Source organism: Glaciimonas sp. PAMC28666 (assembly GCF_016917355.1).
Classification (GTDB): domain Bacteria; phylum Pseudomonadota; class Gammaproteobacteria; order Burkholderiales; family Burkholderiaceae_D; genus Glaciimonas.
In genome coordinates, this window is sequence record NZ_CP070304.1 from 4,045,266 (window position 1) to 4,067,139 (window position 21,874).

General features: G+C 50.2%; 20 protein-coding genes. 14 read left to right on the forward strand and 6 right to left on the reverse strand.

All coding sequences use genetic code 11. The features are described 5' to 3' along the window. Nucleotides 1–102: 102 nt before the first annotated feature. Nucleotides 103–1,185, reverse strand: a complete 1,083-nt coding sequence (locus tag JQN73_RS17160) for an NAD(P)/FAD-dependent oxidoreductase (RefSeq protein ID WP_205323430.1) — start codon at nt 1,183–1,185, stop codon at nt 103–105. A gap of 278 nt (nt 1,186–1,463) precedes the next feature. After that, nucleotides 1,464–1,787 carry a ferredoxin FdxA gene (fdxA, locus tag JQN73_RS17165; RefSeq protein ID WP_205320167.1) on the reverse strand — a complete coding sequence of 108 codons (324 nt, stop codon included), beginning with the start codon at nt 1,785–1,787 and terminating at the stop codon, nt 1,464–1,466. A gap of 452 nt (nt 1,788–2,239) precedes the next feature. Between fdxA and JQN73_RS17170 the strand changes: the two genes are divergently transcribed. From JQN73_RS17170 to JQN73_RS17185, 4 genes are all read left to right on the forward strand, one after another. Continuing rightward, nucleotides 2,240–3,193 (forward strand): cation diffusion facilitator family transporter, encoded by a 954-nt coding sequence (locus JQN73_RS17170; protein ID WP_205320170.1) that lies wholly within the window; start codon nt 2,240–2,242, stop codon nt 3,191–3,193. A 139-nt stretch (nt 3,194–3,332) separates the two neighbouring features. Next, nucleotides 3,333–4,523 (forward strand): nicotinate phosphoribosyltransferase, encoded by a 1,191-nt coding sequence (pncB, locus tag JQN73_RS17175; protein WP_205323431.1) that lies wholly within the window; start codon nt 3,333–3,335, stop codon nt 4,521–4,523. A 187-nt stretch (nt 4,524–4,710) separates the two neighbouring features. Further along, a complete protein-coding gene (locus JQN73_RS17180) occupies nt 4,711–6,129 on the forward strand; it encodes a sodium:proton antiporter (RefSeq protein ID WP_205320172.1) in 1,419 nt (472 codons plus the stop codon). 61 nt (nt 6,130–6,190) lie between these two features. Next, nucleotides 6,191–7,201: a D-glycerate dehydrogenase gene (locus JQN73_RS17185; RefSeq protein ID WP_205320174.1), complete on the forward strand. Its 1,011-nt coding sequence runs from the start codon at nt 6,191–6,193 to the stop codon at nt 7,199–7,201. Between the two features lie 204 nt (nt 7,202–7,405). On the opposite strand, the gene JQN73_RS17190 is transcribed toward JQN73_RS17185, so the two are convergent. Genes JQN73_RS17190 through JQN73_RS17200 form a run of 3 tightly spaced genes read right to left on the reverse strand, consistent with a single transcriptional unit; the run spans nt 7,406 to nt 8,298 of the window. After that, a complete protein-coding gene (locus tag JQN73_RS17190; RefSeq protein WP_205320175.1) occupies nt 7,406–7,660 on the reverse strand; it encodes an acyl-CoA-binding protein in 255 nt (84 codons plus the stop codon). 32 nt (nt 7,661–7,692) lie between these two features. Further along, entirely contained in the window at nt 7,693–7,911 is a 219-nt protein-coding gene (locus JQN73_RS17195; RefSeq protein ID WP_205323540.1) for a hypothetical protein, read from the reverse strand. Between the two features lie 33 nt (nt 7,912–7,944). Further along, the gene (locus JQN73_RS17200; RefSeq protein WP_205320177.1) at nt 7,945–8,298 is read right to left on the reverse strand and encodes an FKBP-type peptidyl-prolyl cis-trans isomerase; all 354 of its coding nucleotides are present in this window, start codon (nt 8,296–8,298) and stop codon (nt 7,945–7,947) included. A 220-nt stretch (nt 8,299–8,518) separates the two neighbouring features. On the opposite strand from JQN73_RS17200, the gene JQN73_RS17205 reads away from it, so the two are divergent. The 6 genes from JQN73_RS17205 to JQN73_RS17230 all read left to right on the forward strand — a co-directional run bounded on the left by JQN73_RS17205 (nt 8,519) and on the right by JQN73_RS17230 (nt 16,324). Continuing rightward, nucleotides 8,519–9,553 (forward strand): beta-propeller fold lactonase family protein, encoded by a 1,035-nt coding sequence (locus tag JQN73_RS17205; RefSeq protein ID WP_205320179.1) that lies wholly within the window; start codon nt 8,519–8,521, stop codon nt 9,551–9,553. Then, nucleotides 9,553–10,452 (forward strand): polysaccharide deacetylase family protein, encoded by a 900-nt coding sequence (locus JQN73_RS17210; RefSeq protein WP_370551253.1) that lies wholly within the window; start codon nt 9,553–9,555, stop codon nt 10,450–10,452. The genes JQN73_RS17205 and JQN73_RS17210 overlap by 1 nt, the downstream gene beginning before the upstream one ends. Beyond that, a complete protein-coding gene (locus JQN73_RS17215) occupies nt 10,449–11,435 on the forward strand; it encodes a sterol desaturase family protein (RefSeq protein ID WP_205320181.1) in 987 nt (328 codons plus the stop codon). Before JQN73_RS17210 ends, JQN73_RS17215 begins: the two co-directional genes overlap by 4 nt. After that, on the forward strand, nt 11,435–12,346 hold the full coding sequence (locus tag JQN73_RS17220; RefSeq protein WP_205320183.1) for an EI24 domain-containing protein: 912 nt from the start codon (nt 11,435–11,437) through the stop codon (nt 12,344–12,346). Before JQN73_RS17215 ends, JQN73_RS17220 begins: the two co-directional genes overlap by 1 nt. Before the next feature lie 74 nt (nt 12,347–12,420). Continuing rightward, entirely contained in the window at nt 12,421–13,248 is an 828-nt protein-coding gene (locus JQN73_RS17225; protein WP_205320185.1) for a molybdopterin-binding protein, read from the forward strand. Nucleotides 13,249–13,546: 298 nt separating this feature from the next. Further along, a complete protein-coding gene (locus JQN73_RS17230) occupies nt 13,547–16,324 on the forward strand; it encodes a DUF349 domain-containing protein (RefSeq protein WP_205320187.1) in 2,778 nt (925 codons plus the stop codon). 175 nt (nt 16,325–16,499) lie between these two features. Here the strand turns inward: JQN73_RS17230 and JQN73_RS17235 are convergent, their stop codons facing one another. Then, nucleotides 16,500–17,066 carry a phasin family protein gene (locus JQN73_RS17235; RefSeq protein ID WP_205320188.1) on the reverse strand — a complete coding sequence of 189 codons (567 nt, stop codon included), beginning with the start codon at nt 17,064–17,066 and terminating at the stop codon, nt 16,500–16,502. Nucleotides 17,067–17,583: 517 nt separating this feature from the next. Between JQN73_RS17235 and JQN73_RS17240 the strand changes: the two genes are divergently transcribed. From JQN73_RS17240 to JQN73_RS17255, 4 genes are all read left to right on the forward strand, one after another. Continuing rightward, a complete protein-coding gene (locus JQN73_RS17240) occupies nt 17,584–18,507 on the forward strand; it encodes a histone deacetylase (RefSeq protein WP_205320190.1) in 924 nt (307 codons plus the stop codon). 147 nt (nt 18,508–18,654) lie between these two features. Continuing rightward, nucleotides 18,655–19,494, forward strand: coding sequence for a DMT family transporter (locus tag JQN73_RS17245; RefSeq protein ID WP_240162590.1), 840 nt, complete (start codon nt 18,655–18,657; stop codon nt 19,492–19,494). A gap of 112 nt (nt 19,495–19,606) precedes the next feature. Further along, nucleotides 19,607–20,365 (forward strand): class I SAM-dependent methyltransferase, encoded by a 759-nt coding sequence (locus JQN73_RS17250; protein ID WP_205320192.1) that lies wholly within the window; start codon nt 19,607–19,609, stop codon nt 20,363–20,365. A gap of 203 nt (nt 20,366–20,568) precedes the next feature. Next, nucleotides 20,569–21,789, forward strand: coding sequence for a serine hydrolase (locus JQN73_RS17255; protein WP_205320194.1), 1,221 nt, complete (start codon nt 20,569–20,571; stop codon nt 21,787–21,789). Nucleotides 21,790–21,874: the final 85 nt, after the last annotated feature.

The following is a 21,874-nucleotide window of genomic DNA, read 5'->3' on the forward strand; positions in this document are numbered from 1 at the left end:
CGCCAGGAGATTAGCCAAGGCGGTTTTTTGTTTTGAGGTTACCTTCAGGTCTCGCTTTATGCTCAGACCTATGGCAAATTTCAGCGGTGATTCAAATACAAATCAATCGAATACCGGCGACTCAACACCCAGGATTTTGTGCAGTTTAGGTGACGTGGTCGTGTATTGCATGTGGATCTTCTTGTCAGGGAAGATGTACGGTGCAGCGCCAAACGCAGCCAGTGCGGCTTCGTGGAAACCGGACAAAATCAGTTTTTTCTTACCGGGATAAGTGTTGATATCACCGACCGCAAAAATGCCGGGGATATTGGTTTCAAATTTCTCGGTATCGACGACTTTCAATTGCTTGCGTTCGATGTCAAGGCTCCACTCGGCGATAGGGCCTAACTTTGGCGACAGGCCGAAGAAAACCAACAGTGTGTCCAGCGGCATGCGACGGGTGACGCCATCGGGGCCGGTGACCTTAATTTCGGACAGTTTGCCGTCTTTGACTTCATGACCAGTGACTTGACCGACCAGGAACTGCATTTCGAATTCTTCACACAGCTGCTTCATTTTGGCAACTGAGGCCGGCGCAGCACGGAAGTCCTCACGGCGATGCAACAGCACAACGGATTCTGCTTTACCTACCAGATTCAACGCCCAGTCCAGCGCCGAGTCTCCACCACCGCAAATCACCAGATTTTTTCCGTGGAACTGAAGCGGATCTTTTACACGATAGAACAGTTGCGAATCGTTGAACTGGTCGATTCCTTCGCTCTTGATCGTGCGTGGTTGGAACGATCCTACGCCAGCAGCAATGAAGATGGTTTTGGTGATGAACCGGGTGCCGACCGAGGTTTCTACGTTGAAGCGATTATCTTCGCGACGCTCCACCACGGTGACTTCCTGGCTTAAGTGGAAGGTCGGGTCGAAGGGGGCGATTTGCTTTAGCAAATTGTCGGTTAATTCTTGCCCGGTGCAGACCGGCACTGCAGGGATGTCATAAATCGGTTTGTCTGGGTAGAGTTCGACGCATTGGCCGCCAACCACAGGCAGCGAGTCGATTACGTGCGCTTTGATCTCAAGCAGACCGAGCTCGAATACCTGAAACAGGCCGACCGGGCCAGCGCCGATAATGACGGCATCGGCTTCTATCGGTGCGTTGTGGCTATTGTTGATAATAGGTAGAGTAGATGCATCCATCTTGGCGCTGGTTTCCATACGACTATCTGATTCCTGTTTGAGTTGGTCCCCCAACCGTCACTGCAGGCAATGGCGACTGGTATTGGCTAGTTGTGGCGCAGCCGCTGCAGTGTCGCCTCGGCTATCTATCGCATTTTTTTGGCTAGCTCCCTGCTGCGGGGGACCGTCTTTCGCAGAAGGGAGTATTTGGCGAAAAATGCCTAAAACATTTAAATAACGGCGGTTAGCAGCACTCTTGCTAATGGCCTTATTTTGTTCGCGTTTGATCGCTTTTCACATTAACGCTGTAGAAGATGCAACTTTTCTGTCACGTCTTTGAAATCGTCAGCGTCCGGCAATGGCGGAATGGTCTTGGTGATCGACGGCCAGAAGCGTGACAGGTCTTCATTCATTTTAATGAATTGCTGTTGATCGGCGGGAACGTCTTCTTCTGCGTAAATCGCATTCACTGGACATTCAGCAACACAGACGGCGCAATCAATACACTCATCCGGATCGATTGATAGGAAATTCGGGCCTTGGCGGAAGCAATCAACCGGGCAAACATCCACGCAATCGGTATAGCGACAGCTGATGCAAGATTCGGTCACAACGTGGGTCATAACAACAGTCCAATCTGTAAGTATTACTTGAAGCGGAAGCGAGTCAAAGAGTTACGCCGGTTACGCCAAAAAATTCTAACGGAAACCGTGCGGGCATAATTCTAACAAGCTCATAGTCGCAAAGCACTGTATTTTAAGGTAATTCCCTATTTCCTACAAACTGCGGTTATATAGAATTCATATAAGCAAATTCACAATTTCGGTTTAGCCCCTTTTGGCAACCCCGGAAATGGCTTTATGCAGCCATTAATGAAACGACGACCGGAGCGAGGACCGCTTATTTTTGCCTTTAACGCGCATTTATTGGAGCATAGCAATAAAAGCCACTTCCGGTTGCGGCGGGGTGAAAAATTAGCTAGGGTGTCAACTTTTGTGGCATCTTTGAATGACGGCTAACTATTTGTCCGCACGTTTATTTTACGAATATATTTTATGAAGTGGCAGTGAAAAATATGGCAACTCATACCGAAGGTTCAACCAAGGCGATTTTTTATGCATTAGGTGCTAATGGCGGTATTGCCCTGGCGAAATTCGTCGCTGCGTTATTTACCGGTTCCGGCGCGATGCTGGCGGAAGCGATTCACTCCCTGGCAGATTGCACCAATCAGGTTTTTCTTTTGATCGGATTGAAAGAATCAAAAAAGGCCGCGAATGACGCCCATCCGATGGGTTACGCACGGGTAGTGTATTTCTGGGCCATGATGGTGGCGATATTGTTGTTTTTTGTCGGTGGCGCGTTTTCGGTCATGGAGGGCATCAAACATCTGAACAATCCGGAGCCAATCAGTAATCCATGGGTGGCGATAGGGGTGCTCGGCATTTCCGTGGTGCTGGAAGCGTTTTCACTGCGTGGCGCGATGCTTGAAATTCGGAAAATCTCCCACGGGCAATCTTTCTTCCGCTGGTTTCGTGAAACCCGCCAGTCGGAACTAATGGTAGTAGCAGGGGAGGATATCGCAGCGTTAGCCGGACTAGCATTGGCATTTGTCGCAGTGGTACTCACCGTCATTACCGGTAATCCACTGTGGGATGCCTGTGGATCAATTTCAGTCGGCCTGTTGCTGATGATCGTTGCGATCATTGTGATGCGCGAGGTAAAGGCGATGGTGACGGGTGAATCGGCTGCACCTGAACTCCATGCTGCGATTAAAGCGCATATCGAAGGTCATGCGGCGATTGATAATGTGATGAATTTGATTTCGATGCAATGGGGCCACCAGATAATGATCGCAGTTCAGGCCGAGATGCGACCGCAACCTTCGGACATCGCGCTTGTGGATGCCATCAACGATATCGAAGCCGGCATTCAGTCACGCTGGCCGCAAGTTGTGTGGTGCTTTTTTGAGCCGGATCGGAAGAAACCGCCGCGAGACGCCCCGGAGAACGAATTGTCGAGCTATCCCTAAATGCCGGGAACGCCGATTTGTAAGGTTACAAACGATCATTCTGGTTTCGTGCGTTAATTTTTTGACCGTTAATAAAGATAGCATCGGAGATCACATCGCAGATCATCGGATGGCCCACACCACTTTCTATTTTCTCACCATGATTATTCGCTCACTTCTCGATACCGATCTTTATAAATTCACCATGATGCAGGTGGTTTTGCATCATTTCCCGGCTGCGGATGTGGAGTATCGGTATAAATGCCGCAACGAAGGTATTGATCTGACGCCTTATGTCGATGAAATTCGCGACGAAATTGCGGGCCTGTGTCGGCTACGCTTTCAGGAGGAAGAGCTTGAATATTTGCTGAGTTTGCGCTTTATAAAGAGCGACTTTGTCGATTTTTTAAGTCTCTTTCACCTTCAGCAAAAATACATCACGGTGCAACCTTCTGCGGCGAACAACGGTGAAATTGATATCTCCGTAAAAGGCCCTTGGCTGCATACGATCTTATTCGAAGTGCCGGTATTGGCAATTGTTAACGAAGTGTACTTTCGCGCTACGCAACGCACGCCAGATATAACGGAAGGCCGAAAGCGCTTGCATAACAAAATGGCCCTTATCCGGGATGATCCTGCGATGGCGGGCTGCAAGGTCGCGGATTACGGCACCCGGCGCCGCTTTTCGCGGAGCTGGCACGAGGAGGTGGTGCAAACCATGCAACGCGATTTCGTTGACCATCTGGCCGGTACGTCAAATGTCTATTTCGCTATGAAGTTTGGTTTGATTCCCCTTGGAACAATGGCGCATGAATACTTGCAGGCCTGTCAGGCGCTGGGACCGCGTCTTCGCGATTCCCAGATCTATGCCTTTGAAATGTGGGGTAAAGAATATCGGGGAGATTTGGGAATTGCGTTATCCGACGTATATGGAATGACCGCCTTTCTGCGCGATTTCGATATGTTTTTTTGCAAGCTGTTTGATGGCGCACGCCACGATTCGGGCGATCCATTTGAATGGGGTGAACGATTAATACAACAATTTAAGGACAATCGCGTTGACCCTGCGACTAAAACCCTGGTTTTTTCGGATAGTCTGGATTTTAGCAAAGTCACCGCTTTATATTTACGTTTCAAGGATCGCGCGCGGGTCGCGTTCGGCGTCGGAACCAATCTGACCAATGATTTGGGTTATACGCCATTACAAATTGTCATGAAAATGATCCGTTGCAACGGCCAACCGGTGGCCAAATTGTCGGATACGCCATCAAAAAATATGTGTGAAGATGCAGCGTATGTGAATTATTTGCGGCAAGTGTTTGAAATTGCTGATGTGTTAAACAAGGGATAGACAAAGGGTAGAAACGTGTTGAAACGGGTTGAGGCGGGTAAGCATTACTTTGTCCCATAATGGCATCGTGTAATAAATGCTATTAGTCATTATGAAAAAAGTTGATATAAGGTGATATTCTTTTAATCACAAAATTTCGTACAAGTTAAACCCGCTTAAAATGAGGCACTTTTATCTGATTCGAAAGATGCAATTGCTTAAAAAGATCCTCATCACGCTAGCCAGTTTCCTTCCCATTGCCGCCCACGCCGCCGAACTTGACGGTGCGCAATTGTCCGTCTGGTGGGGTATCCCCTTTATGGGGCTATTGGTGTCGATTGCCATGGGGCCGTTACTGATCCCCGGTTTTTGGCATCATCACTTTGGCAAAATCGCGCTGGGCTGGTCTGCCGCATTTTTGATTCCCTGTGCTATCTGGTTTGGCGTTCCGTTAGCGGCGGCAGGTGTGGTGCACGCCTTTATGGCGGAATATCTTCCGTTTATCATATTGCTCACCGCGTTGTTCGTTGTGGCAGGAGGTATTTGTTTACGCGGCAACTTACCCGGCACACCAGCACTCAATACCGGATTGCTGGCGTTAGGAACCGTGCTGGCAAGTCTGATGGGAACCACCGGCGCGTCGATGCTATTGATACGCCCTTTGATCCGCGCAAACGATAACCGCAAACACGCCGTTCACATTATTGTCTTTTTCATTTTTCTGGTGGCAAATGCGGGTGGCGCCCTGACGCCATTAGGCGATCCCCCGCTCTTTCTCGGTTTTTTGAAGGGTGTCGACTTTAGCTGGACCTTTAAGAATATTTTGCCAGAAACCTTGTTTATGTGGGTCGCGCTTCTAGTGATTTTCTATATTTTGGATCGCCATTATTTTCACAATCGTGAAGAGCAATTACCGCCGCTTCAGGATCCTACGCCGGACAACCCAAAGTTGCGCTTTGAGGGAAAGTTTAACTTTATCCTGCTGCTTGTCGTCATCGGCTTGGTATTGATGAGTGGCTTGTGGAAGTCGGGCATTACCTACAATATTTACGGTACGCCGGTTGAGTTACAGAACTTATTAAGGGATGGTTTGCTGCTGGTGGTGATCGTGGCGTCACTTTTGCTCACCCCGAAAATTGCCCGAGAAGGTAATAACTTCACATGGGAGCCTATGCTGGAGGTCGGCAAACTGTTCGCTGCGATTTTTATAACGATTGCACCGGTGATTGCCATGTTACGGGTTGGCGCGGATGGCCCGTTCGGGGCAATTGTGGCGGCGGTGACGGGGCCTGACGGCCAACCGAATAACATGATGTATTTCTGGGTCACCGGAATATTGTCTTCTTTCCTCGACAACGCGCCAACTTATCTGGTGTTCTTCAATACCGCGTCCGGCGATGCCGTCGAATTAATGGGCAAACTGGCGGGGACACTGGCGGCGATCTCTTGCGGGGCCGTGTTTATGGGCGCAAATAGTTATATCGGCAATGCTCCTAATCTGATGGTCAAGGCGATTGCGGAAGAACGCGGCATTCGTATGCCTTCGTTCTTCGGCTATATGGGCTGGGCTTGCATTGTGTTATTGCCACTTTTCGCTATCATGAGTTTTATTTTCTTCCGCGTATAACCTCATGTCTGAACGACATGGAGATCAGGCATAAATTAAGGACGTTCCCATCGTGAATATAGTGAATACATCAAAAAAACCAAGAATTTTACTGGCACGTGCCATTTTCCCAGAGGTTATCACCCATCTGGAGCAATATTTCGAGGTTGAATCGAATCAAGTGGATCGCATTTTTAGTCCGACTGAATTAACCGAAAAATTGCAGGATAAGGACGGTCTGATTGCCACCGGAAGCGAACCAGTTTCTGCTGCCGTCCTGAGCGCTTGCCCGCGCCTCAGAGCAGTCTGTAACCAGGCGGTGGGGTATAACAATATCGATGTCGCAGCAGCGACCCGAGCTGGGGTAATGGTGACTAATACTCCGGACGTGCTCAACGACACCACAGCCGATTTCGGGTGGGCGCTCTTGATGGCAAGTGCTCGGCGGATAACTGAATCGGAGCACTGGCTGAGGGCGGGTAACTGGAAGCAATGGCGCTTCGATAGTTTTCTCGGTGCCGACATACATGGCGCTACGCTGGGAGTGATAGGAATGGGGCGGATCGGTCAGGCCATAGCGCGTCGCTCCATGGGGTTTGATATGCAAGTTCTGTATCATAACCGCTCACGGGTCTCGCCCGAGTTGGAGGCGCGTGCCAACAATGCGCGTTTGGTCAGTAAGGAAGAATTACTGCGTCAGGCCGATCATGTCGTGCTGGTGTTACCTTATTCAAAAGAGTCACACCATACTATCGGTGCCGCCGAACTGGCCATGATGAAACCGGGCGCGACCCTGGTCAATCTGGCACGAGGCGGGATTGTAGACGACGTGGCATTGATCGCTGCATTGCGCGATCATAAAATTGCGGCGGCAGGGCTGGACGTGTTTGAGAATGAACCGGCGCTGCATCCTGACTTTCTGACACTGTCTAACGTTGTATTAACACCGCATATTGCCAGCGCGTCAGAACCGACACGCCGCGCGATGGCGGCATGCGCTGCGGCGAATATGCTGGCCGCGTTGTTGCCAGCGGCGGACGGTGCGTTGCCACCGAATCTGCTAAATCCAGAGGTAAAGGTTAGTCGACAGTAAGCAACCTCGAAACTAAGAAAGTTCGAATTGACGCTGAGATTGGCTTCATTACGTAAATTAACGGCTTACGATTATGTAAGACGTTTTTGCTGAGGCGAGCCTTCCAGTCGTTGGATCGCTTACAACCACTGAAAAAAAGGCCGCAGCACGAAGCGTGTTGCGGCCTTTTTTATGATTATCGCAGCGGACTAAATGGCAGCAGAATCAAGCTTGCAGGTCTTTTACGAAATCAATATATTGTTGTTTTGCAACGTCCTGGGAGGTGCCTTTCAAAGCATTCCATGCATCCCATTTGGCACGACCCACGAAATCGGTCATGCCGGGGCGATCTCCGGTCGCATCGCCAAGGCTTCCTTGTTTATATATGCCATACATTTTTAGCAAGGTCATGTTATCAGGGCGTTCAGCGAGATTTTTTGAATCGGCTAACGCCTGATCGAATTCAGTTTGCAGAGTCATACGGTTCCCCGGTAAAAATTGATATATCGCTCTTAATCAACCACTGCGCCCACTGCTTTCACCGTACCACCAACCACGGTTGTCGCAACGCTGACAGCGGCGGAGCCAACTGCAACCGTGGCACCCACTGCCGTGGTTGCCACACTGACCACAGTGCAACCGCTTAATCCGAATGGGGCTAAAAAGAAGGTCGATGCGAGGATCGTACTCAACGCAAGTCCAGGTGCAACCTGTAAAAAGGGAGTGGACATAGTGGTCAGAATGGTCAGAAAATAACGTTTTCGTTACACGCCGAGGAGTTCTACTTCGAAAATCAGTGTGGCGTTTGGAGGAATCGCACCGCCAGCACCGCGTGCGCCGTAGCCGATTGCTGCTGGAATGACCAGTTTGCGGACGCCGCCGATTTTCATGCCCTGGACGCCTTCGTCCCAACCTTTAATGACATGTCCTGCGCCGAGTGGAAATTCGAATGGATCGCCGCGGTCTTTGCTCGAATCGAATTTCTTGCCCGCGCTGCCATCGCTGTTTTGTAACCAACCGGTGTAATGCACACTGACGTGGTCGCCAGCTTTGGCTTCTGCGCCGGTGCCGACGGTAGTATCTTCGTATTGCAGGCCAGAAACGGTAGTAGTGGACATTGCTTTTCTCTCTGAGTGGTTAATATGGGTGGCAGTGTAAACCAAAATCAACGATTTAACAGAACCAAGTATTGGTGTAACAGTCTATAAGTGGAGATTTACGGGATTGTAATCAAGCTTTGTTTTGTAACGTTCTTTATCTCGGTATTTACATCAACGGGCGCGGCATCGGTGCGGCATGCGCGGTAAAATATCCTTTTTCGCTCTTCTGAATGTTGCCATGTCCGATTTTGCTGGTCGTACCACGCGTTTTATCCGCTCCATAGCCACAGCCTGCGGCTTGCTGGCAGGGTTTGCCTTGCCCTCACTGGCGGCGGATGTTCTTCCCCCTAGTGCCCCGGCTGCGGCTGCACCTACCGTCGTCGTGGTGTTGAATTCCCGCGATGCCACTATTAGTTTGATAGACCAGAATACATATAAGGAGATCGGATCGTTTCCGGTCGGCAAGGAACCGCATCATCTGATGCCTACGCCAGACAATAAGTCGTTGATTGTGGCCGCTGCTACAGGTAATGCGTTATATTTTCTGGACCCAAAAACGGGAAAAATCCAAAGTCAGGTAAAAGATATTGCCGATCCTTATCAAATCGGTTTTTCGCCAAATCAAAAATGGTTTGTCTCCAACGGTTTGCGGCTTGATCGGATCGATATTTATGGCTTTGATGGCAAGACTTTAAAGCTCGCGAAAAGGTTGCCTCTACCGAAGATGCCAAGTCACATGACTTTCAGCGCCGATAGTTCGTTAGCGTTCATCACATTACAAGGCACAGATGAAATCGCGGCCGTTGATCTGGCGACCCAAACCGTCAAGTGGACAATGCCGATCGGGAAGCAGCCTGCTGGTATTTATATGACGCCAGACAATAAGTATTTATTGGTCGGTGTCATGGGTAGCGACTACGTTGCCGTAGTGGATTGGCGCACGCAAAAAATTATCAAGAAAATCAAGACCGGTGATGGCGCACATAACTTTCGTCCGCAAGGTGACAAGCGCCATGTATTTGTGTCGAACCGAGTTGCAGGCACGATCAATATTTTAGATTTAAATACCCTCGAAAACGTGGGGGAAATTAAAGTGCCAGGTGGCCCGGATTGCATGGAAGTGACTGCAGATGGCAAAACCATGTGGGTCACACAGCGCTGGGTCAAACAGGTTTCAGTGGTCGATATTGCCAGCCGTAAAGTGATAAAGACGATCTCCGTTGGTCGCTCGCCGCACGGTATTTACTTTACTGACCGGGCTTCGGAATTGTGATGACTAGTTATCCGATGAACTCCCTCTGGCCGCGTCGGCTGTTGGTGACGATGATTGCGGCCGCAAGCTGTGTTGGCATCTTGTCGCAAGCGCAGGCGCAAGATGCAGCGCCTGCGGCGGCCTGTAAAGGTACGCTGTATCTGACCTTTGATACTGGAAGCCAGTCGCAAGCAGAATTTATCGCCCAGACGCTACGTCGTCATCACATTAAAGCCACTTTTTTTATGGCTAATGAAAAAACTATCAATGGAGATTATTCGCTCGATCCTTCGTGGGCACCGTTTTGGAAGTCGCTGGTAGCGGATGGTCACGCCTTCGGGAGCCACACTTTTGATCACGTGTATGCCAAACGTGACTTGCCCGATGGGAAAATTGAAATGAAACCGCAATTTGGCGCCAATGGCGGCAAATTATTAGCATGGACGCCACGACAATATTGCGATGAAATTAATCGCGTAGAGCAGCGTTTTCATAGCTTGACCGGGGCACATCTTGATCCCTTCTGGCGGGCGCCGGGTGGGCATCTGACGCCACATACTCTGGCAGCCGGGCAGGCTTGCGGTTATTCGCATGTGGCGTGGGCGGATGCCGGATTTTCAGGTGACGAACTGCCGAGCGACCGGTGGCCGAATAAGATGTTATTGGAACGTGAGTTAAAAAACGTCAAGAGTGGCGACATTCTGATTGCCCATCTCGGCATCTGGTCGCGCAAGGATTCTTGGGCACCGGCCGTTCTTGAACCGCTGATTAGCGGCCTGGAGAAAAAAGGATTTTGTTTTGCTACTTTGAGAGAACATCCCGCCTATAAGGCCACTGCAGAAAAGGCAAAAGGCAAAAGCCCCGGTCCCTTTGATAATACCGCTAGCGTGAGTAGCGGCAGAAAGCAATCGGCATCATGATAGATAGTCTTATCAATCTATTTTCTACGGTGCAGGCCTGGATTTTCCAAGTGGCGGTGCAACCGTTAATGTTTCACCTTGGATTTAGTGAATACATTGAAGATGCGTTTGATGGCGTTGAGTGGTTTTTGATCGGAGTATGTGAACTGATTGTGTTGTTCATCATTTTGCGTCCGCTGGAAGCCGCCATCCCGGTTCACCCGATCACTGACAAACGTGCGCGTTGGATCGATTTTTTGTACACCGTGATTCAACGTCTTGGCGCATTTTCGGTATTAATATTTTTTCTGATTGATCCGGTAGTTGCGCAGGTAACGGAGTGGTTTCATCTGGAGGGCGTGCACCCGTTTAACCTTGAAAATCTCTGGCCGGGCGTAACGGACAGACCGGTAATGACATTTTTGGTGTACCTATTGGTGTTGGATTTTTTTGATTACTGGTATCACCGTGCGCAACATGGTTTCGGCTGGATGTGGGGTTTGCATAGTTTGCACCACAGTCAGCAGAACATGAATCTCTGGTCAGATGATCGCAATCATCTGCTGGACGATTTGATTCATGACATCTTCATGGCCTTGGTCGCCATAGCGATTGGCGTCGAACCATCACAATATGTGTTGCTGGTTGCTGCTTCGCGCATGCTTCAAAGTTTGCAACATGCCAATGTCCGGATTCATTTCGGCAGTGTAGGGGACGCTCTGGTGGTATCGCCGCGCTTTCATCGTTGGCATCATGCGATTGGTATCGGGCACGAAAGTAAGGGTAAAGGGTCGCTCGGCGGTCACAATTTTGGCGTTTTATTTTCATTCTGGGATGTGCTGTTCAGGACTGCTTTCTTTGGTAAGACGTTTGAACGCACGGGCATTCGAGATCAGTTGCCGGTTCCGCTTGGAGTAGAGCGTAACTATGGTGAACGTTTCTGGGAGCAACAATGGCTCGGCTTAAAGCGTATGGTTAGGTTCGCCAGAAAGACCGGTCGCTGATGCGTCCCGTTATCGTCGCTTTCGGTCGGGCGTTGTTGTCGCAATTGCATTTGCGCATGTTGATGCTGACTTTTTTACCGTTTTTCTTATCGGTGCTAATTTGGGCTTTGGCGTTGTGGCTAGGTTTACAACCATTAGTCGACTGGCTGCAAAGTTATCTGGTCGGCAGTACCGGGATGAACGCGGCGGGCGGTGCGCTGAGTTGGCTCGGTTTGGGGGCATTAAAAGCGGTAATCGTGCCATGGATGGCATTGTGGTTGCTGTTACCCATGATGATCCTTACCGCGCTGATATTCGTCGGATTGTTCGCGTTGCCAGCAGTTGCACGCCATGTCGGAGGACGTCATTACGCCGGCCTTGAGCAGCGCAAGGGCGGTTCGCTCATCGGTAGTATCTGGATCTCTGGATCATCGTTTATATTGTTTTGCGTTTTGTGGCTGATTACATTGCCGTTATGGTTGATACCACCCTTGGCTTTTATCATCCCCGCTTTGCTTTGGGGATGGTTGACCTACCGGGTGATCGCTTATGATGCACTGTCCGAATACGCTGATAAAGAGGAGCTGAAAGCAATTCTAAAGATCCACCGTTGGCCGCTGCTGACAATCGGTATTATTACGGGCATGTTAGGCGCAGCGCCAACCTTATTATGGTTGGGTGGTGCGTTGTGGTTGATCGTGCTTCCTTTTATGGCGGCCGGCTCAATCTGGTTATACGTTCTTGTGTTCGTGTTTACGGGTTTATGGTTCGAATATTATTGCCTGGAAGCGCTGAGCAAGTATCGGGCAGCTAAATTAGCTTCCATTATTATTGCTGAACGCGGCACCGACGCTGTTAATAGCGGGAGCACCAAGGCAGGTGAACATGTAACGAGCCGCTCGATTTTACCGGCGACCGATCACAGCGGTTAACCTGATTTTCTGTGTACTTCCCTGTGGTTAGGTAAATTTCCGTCAACTTTTTTTTTCATCGCAAAGATACCCTTATGGCAATCGGATTAATCATCATCGGCGACGAAATCCTGTCCGGCAGACGGGTCGATAAGCATTTTCCTAAAGTGCTCGAAATGTTGACCGCCCGTGGCTTGACGTTAAGCTGGGCGGAGTATGTGGGTGATGAACCGGCGCGCATCATTTCGACATTAAAACGTACCTTTTCCAGTACTGACGTTGTGTTTTGTACAGGTGGTATCGGCGCTACGCCAGACGATCATACCCGCCAATGCGCGGCGGCGGCCCTCGGCGTTCCGCTGGTTTTGCACCCTGAGGCACGTCAAAAAATTCGTGAGCGGGTAGCAGATACCGCGCGTGAAGCGGGGGTCGAACCGAATTATGAAACTGCGGACAACTTGCACCGCTTAAAAATGGGGGAGTTTCCTTTAGGCGCCGAGATAATTCCCAATCCGTATAACAAAATTCCAGGTTTTTCATTTCGAAACAATGGGAGCACGTCTGGCCAGGGACCGAACCCGGGTATGCATCATTTTGCACCGGGTTTTCCGGTCATGGCATGGCCCATGTTTGAGTGGGTCCTCGATACCTATTACGCCGATTTATTCCATCAGAATCCGCAACTGGAACAATCCGTTTTTGTGTTTGGTGCGATGGAGTCGGTGTTAACGCCTTTGATGGAAGCGATCGAAATCGAATTTCCTTTGGTAAAGGTGTTCAGTCTGCCACATGTCGGCGATGCCGAGACCGAGCGGCATATTGATCTCGGCGTGAAGGGCGACCCAACGCAAAGTGCTGCGGCGTTTATCAAGATGCTGGCAGGTTTGGATCAACTGAAGATAAATTACCGATCAATTAATTAGGCGGAAGTTAGTCGTAAGAATGTGGCCTGAGGTGTGGCCCGAGAGTGAGCGAATTTTTAGTGCCTTTCCTCGGATCGTCTGACTCTGCATAGAATTTTGTTATTCGGTAGCTGTTGCGTTTGTTGCGTCTATTGCTGGTGGGTACAGCCAGTCGCTATGTTAAGTCTGCCGGTAGGCCGTTTATTGTTTTATGTTTTTGTTCATTGTGTCTGAACTTTGCTGTCTTTTCTTTTCTCTTTTTCAGGTTTCTGATTGCGTCAGTGATCTGTTCCGTCAATATTTGATTGGTACTTAATTTATGTTTGGTTTTCTTTTTAAACGTGCAGATCGCTCTGCCGTTGCGGCACAGTCAGAGGTGGTAAAGAAAGCACTTCAGCAGACAGAACTCCGGGTTGCCAGTGCGCAAGCAACGGACAATGCGCGCCAAAATGCGTTGCAGCAAGCGGCTGCGTTGACAGAGGAATCCTCAGCAATTGCTTTTATATTGCAAGCAGGGTTTGCAGACGCCAGATTGCAAGCGGCGCAATGGGTGCAAAGCGCGGTCGGTTTGGAGCAGGTCCTGCTAGCGACGCGGAACGTTGACCGCCGCGTAGCAAAATTGATGCAATCCCGACTGGATGGCTTGCGTCGCCTGCAACAAACCTCGGCGCAAGCAGCGCTTTGTTTGGAGCAAGCGCAACACTTGTTGCTTCAAAAGCAGTTATTGCCAAATCAGGTCGCAGACCTTGATCGCGCCTGGCAACTGATCGACAATCCGGTTCAGACTCAACTGCAGGAATTTCAGCAAATCAGCGCGGCGTTGGCAAACCGTCTGTTAGCACAGGCTGAGTTGCAGAGGGCAATATTGGGATTGCTGGCGCGTTTGCGGCAGCTCAATGCGCAAATCAGTGCCGATCCCCTGGCCCACACTGCAGACGACGTCGCACTTCACGCCGCGCAAATAGCAGAACAAATGCAACAGCATGAAAGTAATGTGGAGGCGATAACCTTGCCAAAACATCTTGCCTTGGAATATGCAGCAGCTGTGCAAGATTTGCACAATCGTCTTCAACGGTTGCAGAAGGCGCAGCAAGCGCAGAATGCGCGACTTGAACTATTGACGCAATGGGAATCGATGGCAGCCGAAGATTTGAAGCCTGAACTGCTGCGGCGTAGCTGGAGCACCGCGAGTTCGATAACTGAGCTTGCCGGAGCGGCTGATGAGATCGCGGAGCAACGTTATGCGGCTTTACTGCAGTTAAGTAACGCTCCGAGGTCAACGCTTGCTGTGACTAAAGCGGCGCAGGTGACCGAGGCCATAGGAGCGGCTGAAAACGATGTAACTCCGGAGGGAGAAACATCGGCACCAGTCGCGGCAAAAGCGGCGGGTGCGGATAAAGTCGTCACACAGCAGCAGTTCGCCGCGGCGTTGGATGGCCTGGAGGTTGCGCTGGAAGAGGGGGCTTTGCAGGTCGCGATGGATTGCGACAAAACCTTGCGCGCATTGGATTTCAAAGCACTTAAAATAACCCCGCCACAAAACGCAAGACTAGTGCAGGCACGTGGTGAATTAGGGCGCTTGCAAGGTTGGGCGCGTTGGGGCGGGAACGTCTCGCGTGAAGAACTGATGAAAGCCGCACAAGAATTGACCGCGCAAGAGTTGGCGGTGACCGAGCTAGCTAAAAAAATTGGAAGCTTACGCGCGCGCTGGAAATCATTGGATGTTTCTGCTGGCTCTGCACCAAAAGGTTTATGGGAAGGATTCGATGCCGCCTGTAGTGCAGCTTATCTGCCGGTCGCCGCACACTTTCAGCAATTGGCCGAAGAGCGCCAGCGCAACCAGATCAAGGCGTTGTTGCTCATTGATGAGACGCATCAGTATGCGGCGGTCGCACTGAATAAGGTCGATGCCGCGGACGCCTCCAATACCGATCCTTACCGTGCTGATAGTGCTGATAGTGCCGCCGCCATCACACCCGATTGGAAGGCTATCGCACAATTCTGTCAACAGAAGCAACAAGCCTGGAAGGGTATCGGGGCAATTAACCGGAGCGAAAAAAAGTCGCTGGACAAATCATTCGCCAACGCTTGCCAACAATTGTTGGCGCCTCTGATGGTCCAACAGCAGCGTGAAATTACGCGGCGTGAAAAACTGATCACCGAGGCCTCTGAACTGCCTGTGAACCAACGCGACACGGCGGACCGCCTGCGCGAATTGCAGCAGCGCTGGCAAGAGCAGGCCAAGGCATTGCCTTTGTCGCGTCAGGACGAACAATTATTATGGCAGCGCTTCCGAACTGCTTGTGACTCGATTTTTGCGCAACGTAAAGAAGCTGCATCGACCGCCGATACAGAGCGTCGCCAAAACTTACTGGTTAAAGAGACATTGTGTGCCGATCTTGAAATTGCTATCGCACAAACAGGTATCAAGCCGGGATCCCTGGCTGCGGTGCTGCGTCAGAGCCAGCAAGATTGGAGCCGCACGGGAGCAGTGCCACGTGGGGCAGAAGCGCAACTGGAAGTGCGTCACGCCGCCGCCGTCGCTAACGTGCAAGCAGTGATCGATGCGGAAAGACACAATGCGGTGATCGCCGAAGCCCATGCGCTGTGCGACAAATTAGCACTTTGTCAACTGGTTGAGGTGAGCCTTGGATTAGATGGCGAACCTGGGACCGAAGGAAATCCCGCGCTATGGGATGCAAATTGGCGGGCCATGCCGGCACTGCCGAACGTGTTCGAAAAAACGATGCGTAGCCGGTTTGATACCGCCCTTCAATTACATAAAGTTGCAGAGAGGCCAGCGATTGACGCGTATCTGATGACGCTTGAGAATAACCGTGAAAAGCTTTTGCAAGAATTACTGCGCGCAGAAATTGTTACTGGGGTTGATAGTCCTGCCACATTGACGCGGGAGCGACTACAGGTTCAGGTTGAGGTATTGCAAGCGGCATTGAAAGCTGGTTCATCAGGTGTCAGCAGCAGCGATCAATTATTGCGAGCATGTAGTTTGCCAGCGTTGATGGATTATGTTACCCGTGAACGGGCAGAGCATCTGATTATGTCCGTTAAAGGCGCGCAGGACCTGGCAGCAGCGTAGAAAAAAAGGGCAGAAATTGAAGGTATTTCAAATACCTAAAGGATCTGGATAAACTAAAAAAGAAGGAGGTGCCAGATATCATCTGACACCTCCTTCTTTTTATTGCTACTTCAACTTACCGTTGTAAAGCAAGACCTGGCTGCATTAGTTACATTAGCCGTTCCGAGCAGTTGTATTATTTCTTTAGGGTGATAGCAGACGCTTTGGCTGCGGTTTGCGATAACTGCTCGACAGCGCTATTGATGTTGCTTTCGATGGTATCCATCGCTTGCTTGGCGCTCTTGGTGAATTGCTCGTAGCCAGCGGTAGCATTCCCGATTGCCGAAGTAACAAAAGCAATCGCGCTTTCACTTCCCGCTGGAGCGCTCTTCGCTACCTGGTCGAATAGTTCGAGGACTTTACGTTTGGTTTCGGCGACCTGAGCATCTGCAGTCTTAGTGAGTTCGGCTTTGGTCGACGAAGCAATATTGGCTAAATGACGGCTATAGGCAATCGCTTTTTCGGTGTTTGGTTGCGTTTGAGCCAAGCTCAGCGAGATAAATTCCTGAGGATCTTTTGCTGAAAATAGCTTTTTTGTCGTTGCATTGGAGTCTTCAAAGGAGGCTTTTGCGGCGGTCACATTGAGCTCGACCAATTTTTCCACACCACTAAATGCTTTCGCTGTGAAATCATTAAAGAGTGCCAGGTTGGCTTCAAAATTAGCTTTCGCTGCGGACGAGAATTGTTCGGCGGGTGTAGACATTAGAGCTTCTCCAAAAGTGCTATACAGTGTGAGTGAGGAACAAAGTGGATACTAAACCTCTTTCGAAAATTGCCACGCACCAAAGTTGCACTCGTGATACTTCCGTACCCACCTGCGTACGGCTTTTCTTCCCGGCATACTTTTTATCTGGATAACGTTAGCTAAAACTACGGTTCCGAAATCAGTTTATTGCAAGCGCTGCTAACTATAATGCTTAAGTGACGGTCATTGTACCGAAGCAATTCTGCATTGTGCGATGCAATAAAGTCAATTTATTCCGATTGCATTTCTCTGTCAAGCAATTGTTGTGCGCCGCAGCAAGGAGCGTCGGTAAGAAATTATTTAATTTGATTCCACCCAAATATTTAACAATGAAATCTTCTCATGGTTCGAGACAAGAAGGGCTTGGCGTAAACTGCTAAACTATGCGTTTTATCGCACGATCAGTCGCCCCCACGTGAAAGCTTTTTATAGTGACCATTTTGTGTTGCCTCTGCCTGCCGGGCATCGCTTCCCAATGCAAAAATACCGCCTGATACGCGAAGGTGTACAGGCACAAAACGTTGGTGTTGTGTTGGAGGAAGCGCCCACCACCAGGGACGGTGTTCTCGCGCTGGCGCATCATCCGCATTATATCGAGGCTGTTTCTGCAGGTAGTTTGACTGCCGCGGCACAAAAAGAAATTGGTTTTCCGTGGTCGACAAATATGGTGGAGCGCTCAAGGCGTTCGGTGGGTGCCACGATCGCTGCATCCCGTGCGGCCTTAGCGACGAGCGATCAGATTGCGGTTAATTTGGCCGGGGGAACCCATCACGCTTATGCCGATCATGGCGGCGGCTTTTGCGTATTTAACGACTCGGCAATAGCGGCACGACTGATGCAGGCTGAGCGACGGGTCGAGCGCGTTGCCATCGTTGATCTTGACGTGCATCAGGGCAACGGGACCGCGTCCATTTTGGCGCGGGATGACTCTATATTTACGTTATCGCTTCATGGTGCAGCCAACTACCCGTTCAGCAAAGAATGCAGCGATCTGGATGTCGGCTTGCCTGACGGTACTGGCGATGATGATTATCTGCAAGCGTTACAGCAAGCGCTGGATCAAATGTTCCTCCGTTTTGCGCCGCAATTAATCATTTATCTCGCCGGCGCGGACCCACATGAGGGCGATCGGCTGGGGCGTTTGAAACTTAGTCTGGAGGGCTTGGGCCAGCGCGATCAAATGGTATTTTCAGCTGCCGGACAGCGCGCCATTCCGCTCGCGGTCACAATGGCCGGTGGCTATGGGAAAAACGTTCAGGATACAGTGTCGGTCCATTTACAAACGATCGCTTTGGCGGCGCGTCACGCCCATCGGCAAGTCACCTATTTAGCTACTTCTGGCGATGTATCGCCTCTTAATGTTTTGCCTTTTAATGTCTCGCCCCTTAACTTCGGATAGAAATTTTTCATGCAGCCAGCCAGAACGCCCTCTATCCCCGTTTCTTCTACTTCTTCCCAGATGGAATCAAACGATTTGAATTTGGCTAAGCCAGCGGTAACGCCACTCGAAAGTCGCTTTTTACAGGGCTTGCTTTTCGTTTTGCCGATGGGGTTCGTTCTGTTGTGGAGCACCGGTTTTATCGTCGCCAAATTCGGTCTGCCTTATGCACCACCATTAACTTTTTTGTTAATGCGATTTGCAGGTGTCCTGATCGTGTTGGTACCGCTGGTATTGATTTTGAAAGCGCCATGGCCGGTGGGGAAAATTCGGCACATCGCAGTTGCAGGACTACTATTGCAGGCTGGTTATCTTGCAGGAGTCTGGTGCGCGATCAAATTGGGGATGCCTGCCGGCATATCGGCACTCATCGTCGGCATGCAGCCCATACTAACCGCTGTTGCGGCAAGGTGGATTGGCGAAGCGGTCAGTCCGCGGCAATGGATCGGCCTGCTATTGGGTTTGGGCGGCGTTGGTTTGGTGGTGGCGGCTAAAATCAGTCTGGTGGGTTTGTCCTGGGTCAGCATTGCCTTCGCTGTGATGGCGCTTATTTCGATCACACTAGGCACTCTTTACCAAAAACATCATTGTCCGCATTTCGATTTACGCACCGGCACGATCATTCAGTTCAGCGCTTCATTCGTGGTTATCCTGCCATTTGCGATTGCTTTTGAGCATCTCTCACCAGGATTGCCGATGGTGCAATGGACAGCGAGTTTTATTGGCGCTCTGCTGTGGTCAATATTTGCGTTATCGATCGGTGCCATCTTTTTACTGTTTACCTTAATCCGGAGAAGCGCTGCGACGAGCGTCACAAGTTTGCTTTATCTGACGCCACCGACGACCGCTGTAATGGCATGGGTAATGTTCGGCGAAGCCTTTAATCTATTAGGAATTATCGGAATGCTGGTAGCCATTGCCGGTGTTGTTTTCGTTGTAAAAAAGTAAGCCTCAATCTTTGCCGAGACCTCCGCGCGTCCGCTAAACTCTCTATGGTGGCGCGTTACTTTCAAGAAAGATAAAAATGAGAAGTATTGATACAGGCGACGCAGGTGCAACAATGCGTAACCACGATCAAGTGGTGACAGAACAATTTGGCAGCACTGCAGCGGCCTATTTAACCAGCACGGTCCATTCGCAAGGTGCGGATTTGCAGGATGTTGCTGCTTACGCGAAAGAATTTCAACATCCACTTGCCCTGGATGTCGGAAGTGGTGGCGGTCACGTCAGCTTCGCGCTGGCCCCACACGTTGCCAAAGTGATCGCTTACGACCTGTCGGAAGAAATGTTGCGAGTGGTGGCTGCCGAGGCAAGTAAGCGCGGTCTGGCTAATTTAGAGGTCCGCCAGGGCAGCGCTGACCAACTGCCGTTCCGCGATGCAACATTTGACTTGATATGCACGCGCTATAGCGCCCATCATTGGACTAATCTACCGCTGGCATTGGCCGAAATGAGGCGGGTGCTTAAGCCGGGTGGAAGGTGCATCGTTATTGATACCGCCTCTCCGGATAATGTGCTGTCAGATACGTATTTGCAGTCAATTGAGTTGCTGCGTGACGCGTCACATGTGCGCAATCGTAGTCTCCCGGCCTGGCAAGAGTTGTTAAATCAAGCGGGCTTCAAGTTGATTTCGGATAAAAGTTGGAAGCTGCCATTGCAATTCGATAGTTGGGTTTCCAGAATGCGGACGCCACCGGAACGTATCGTTGCGATTAAATCACTGTGGGACAGCGCTCCCGCTGAGGTGCAGAGTTATTTTAAGCTTGAAGGGGATTATTCTTTTTCGATTGATTCGGTATTAATTGAAGTTGAAAAATAGACAAGTTTGGATAAAATGGTAATAGGTCGAATAGTAATACAAATGATCTTTTCGATAATAATTGCACAATATTTTCGTGCGCACGGAAATTTGCAATGAGAAAAGTGTTTAATTGCGGCAGCTAACTCCTTAATTCTCTTGCGATTTTTGCTCGATATGCCTACACTTTGACAGATTATTTGCTTGTGAAACAGGAGCCGTCCATGGCCAAATCCGCGCTAGTTATTTTATTGTCATTATTCTTTGCAGTTGCAACAGCATCTGCGGCGCCGGATAACGATTCCACAGCAAGTTCAGGCAAAGCTACCGCAAAAAGCGTCAACAGCAAAGGGACTGCTAAATCCGCCGTCGCGAAAAAAGCGGTCGCGACCAAGGCGGTTCGTTCAAAGAATGTTAAAGGCGCGATCGCAAGCACATCAGCCAAACGCGAGCGCGTTGCCAGTCGGGCATCCGGAAAAAAGTCAACCCGTCAGCATAACCTCGCATCGCTGGAGCAACGCGAAGGTGTGGTGAGAAAAGTGGTGTATGTCAAAGGGCATCGTAAGGTCGTCTTTCAACGTGCTTCTTATGCTCCGCCAGCGGTCATCCTTCCTCCCGTGTTGTCCGCCGGAGAGATTGCCGGGTTAAATTTGACGCGTGACCCGCTGGAACTGAAGTCGAACGTCGCGTTGGTGATTGATCAAACTACCGGTCAGATTTTATTCGACAAAAATTCGCAGGTGGCGTTGCCGATTGCTTCGCTGACCAAGCTTATGATGAGCATGATAGTGGTCGAAGCACGGCAAGACATGAATGAGATCATTACCGTCACCGATGATGATATTGATCGTGAGAAGCATAGCAGTTCACGCCTGCGCATTGGGTCGCAATTGAGTCGCACTGATATGCTGCATATCGCTTTGATGAGTTCAGAGAATCGCGCTGCATCGGCACTCGGCCGTAACTATCCGGGCGGTTTGCCGGCATTCGTTGTTGCAATGAATGCGAAGGCGAAACAACTCGGCATGACCGGGGCGCACTATGTTGACTCAACAGGCTTGTCCCATTTGAACGTGGCCAGTGCACGTGATCTGGCAAAATTGGTGATTGCCGCTTATCAGCATCCGATCATTCGTCAATACTCTACCGACTCCAAATATCTGGTAGAGCCGGGTGGTCGTCCGCTGCAATACAACACGTCCAATCACCTGGTTGAAAATCCGGGATGGCAAATTGGCCTGCAGAAAACTGGCTACATTAACGAAGCAGGTCGTTGTATGGTGATGCAAACAAACCTGGAAGGCCGCTCAATGGTCATGGTATTTCTGGACGGACGTGGGAAATACTCGCGTCAGGGAGACGCAGACCGGATGCGAAAATGGCTGGCAGAAAATAATTCAACGTTGCCGACTTTAACTGCCAAGATCGCCTCTGGTCAAAGCTGAGCAATAAATGATTGAAAAGGCGCTCTTCCTGTAGGGCGCTTTTTTATGTCTGGCTTCATTGTTGTTGTGCTCTACTTTTTTAACC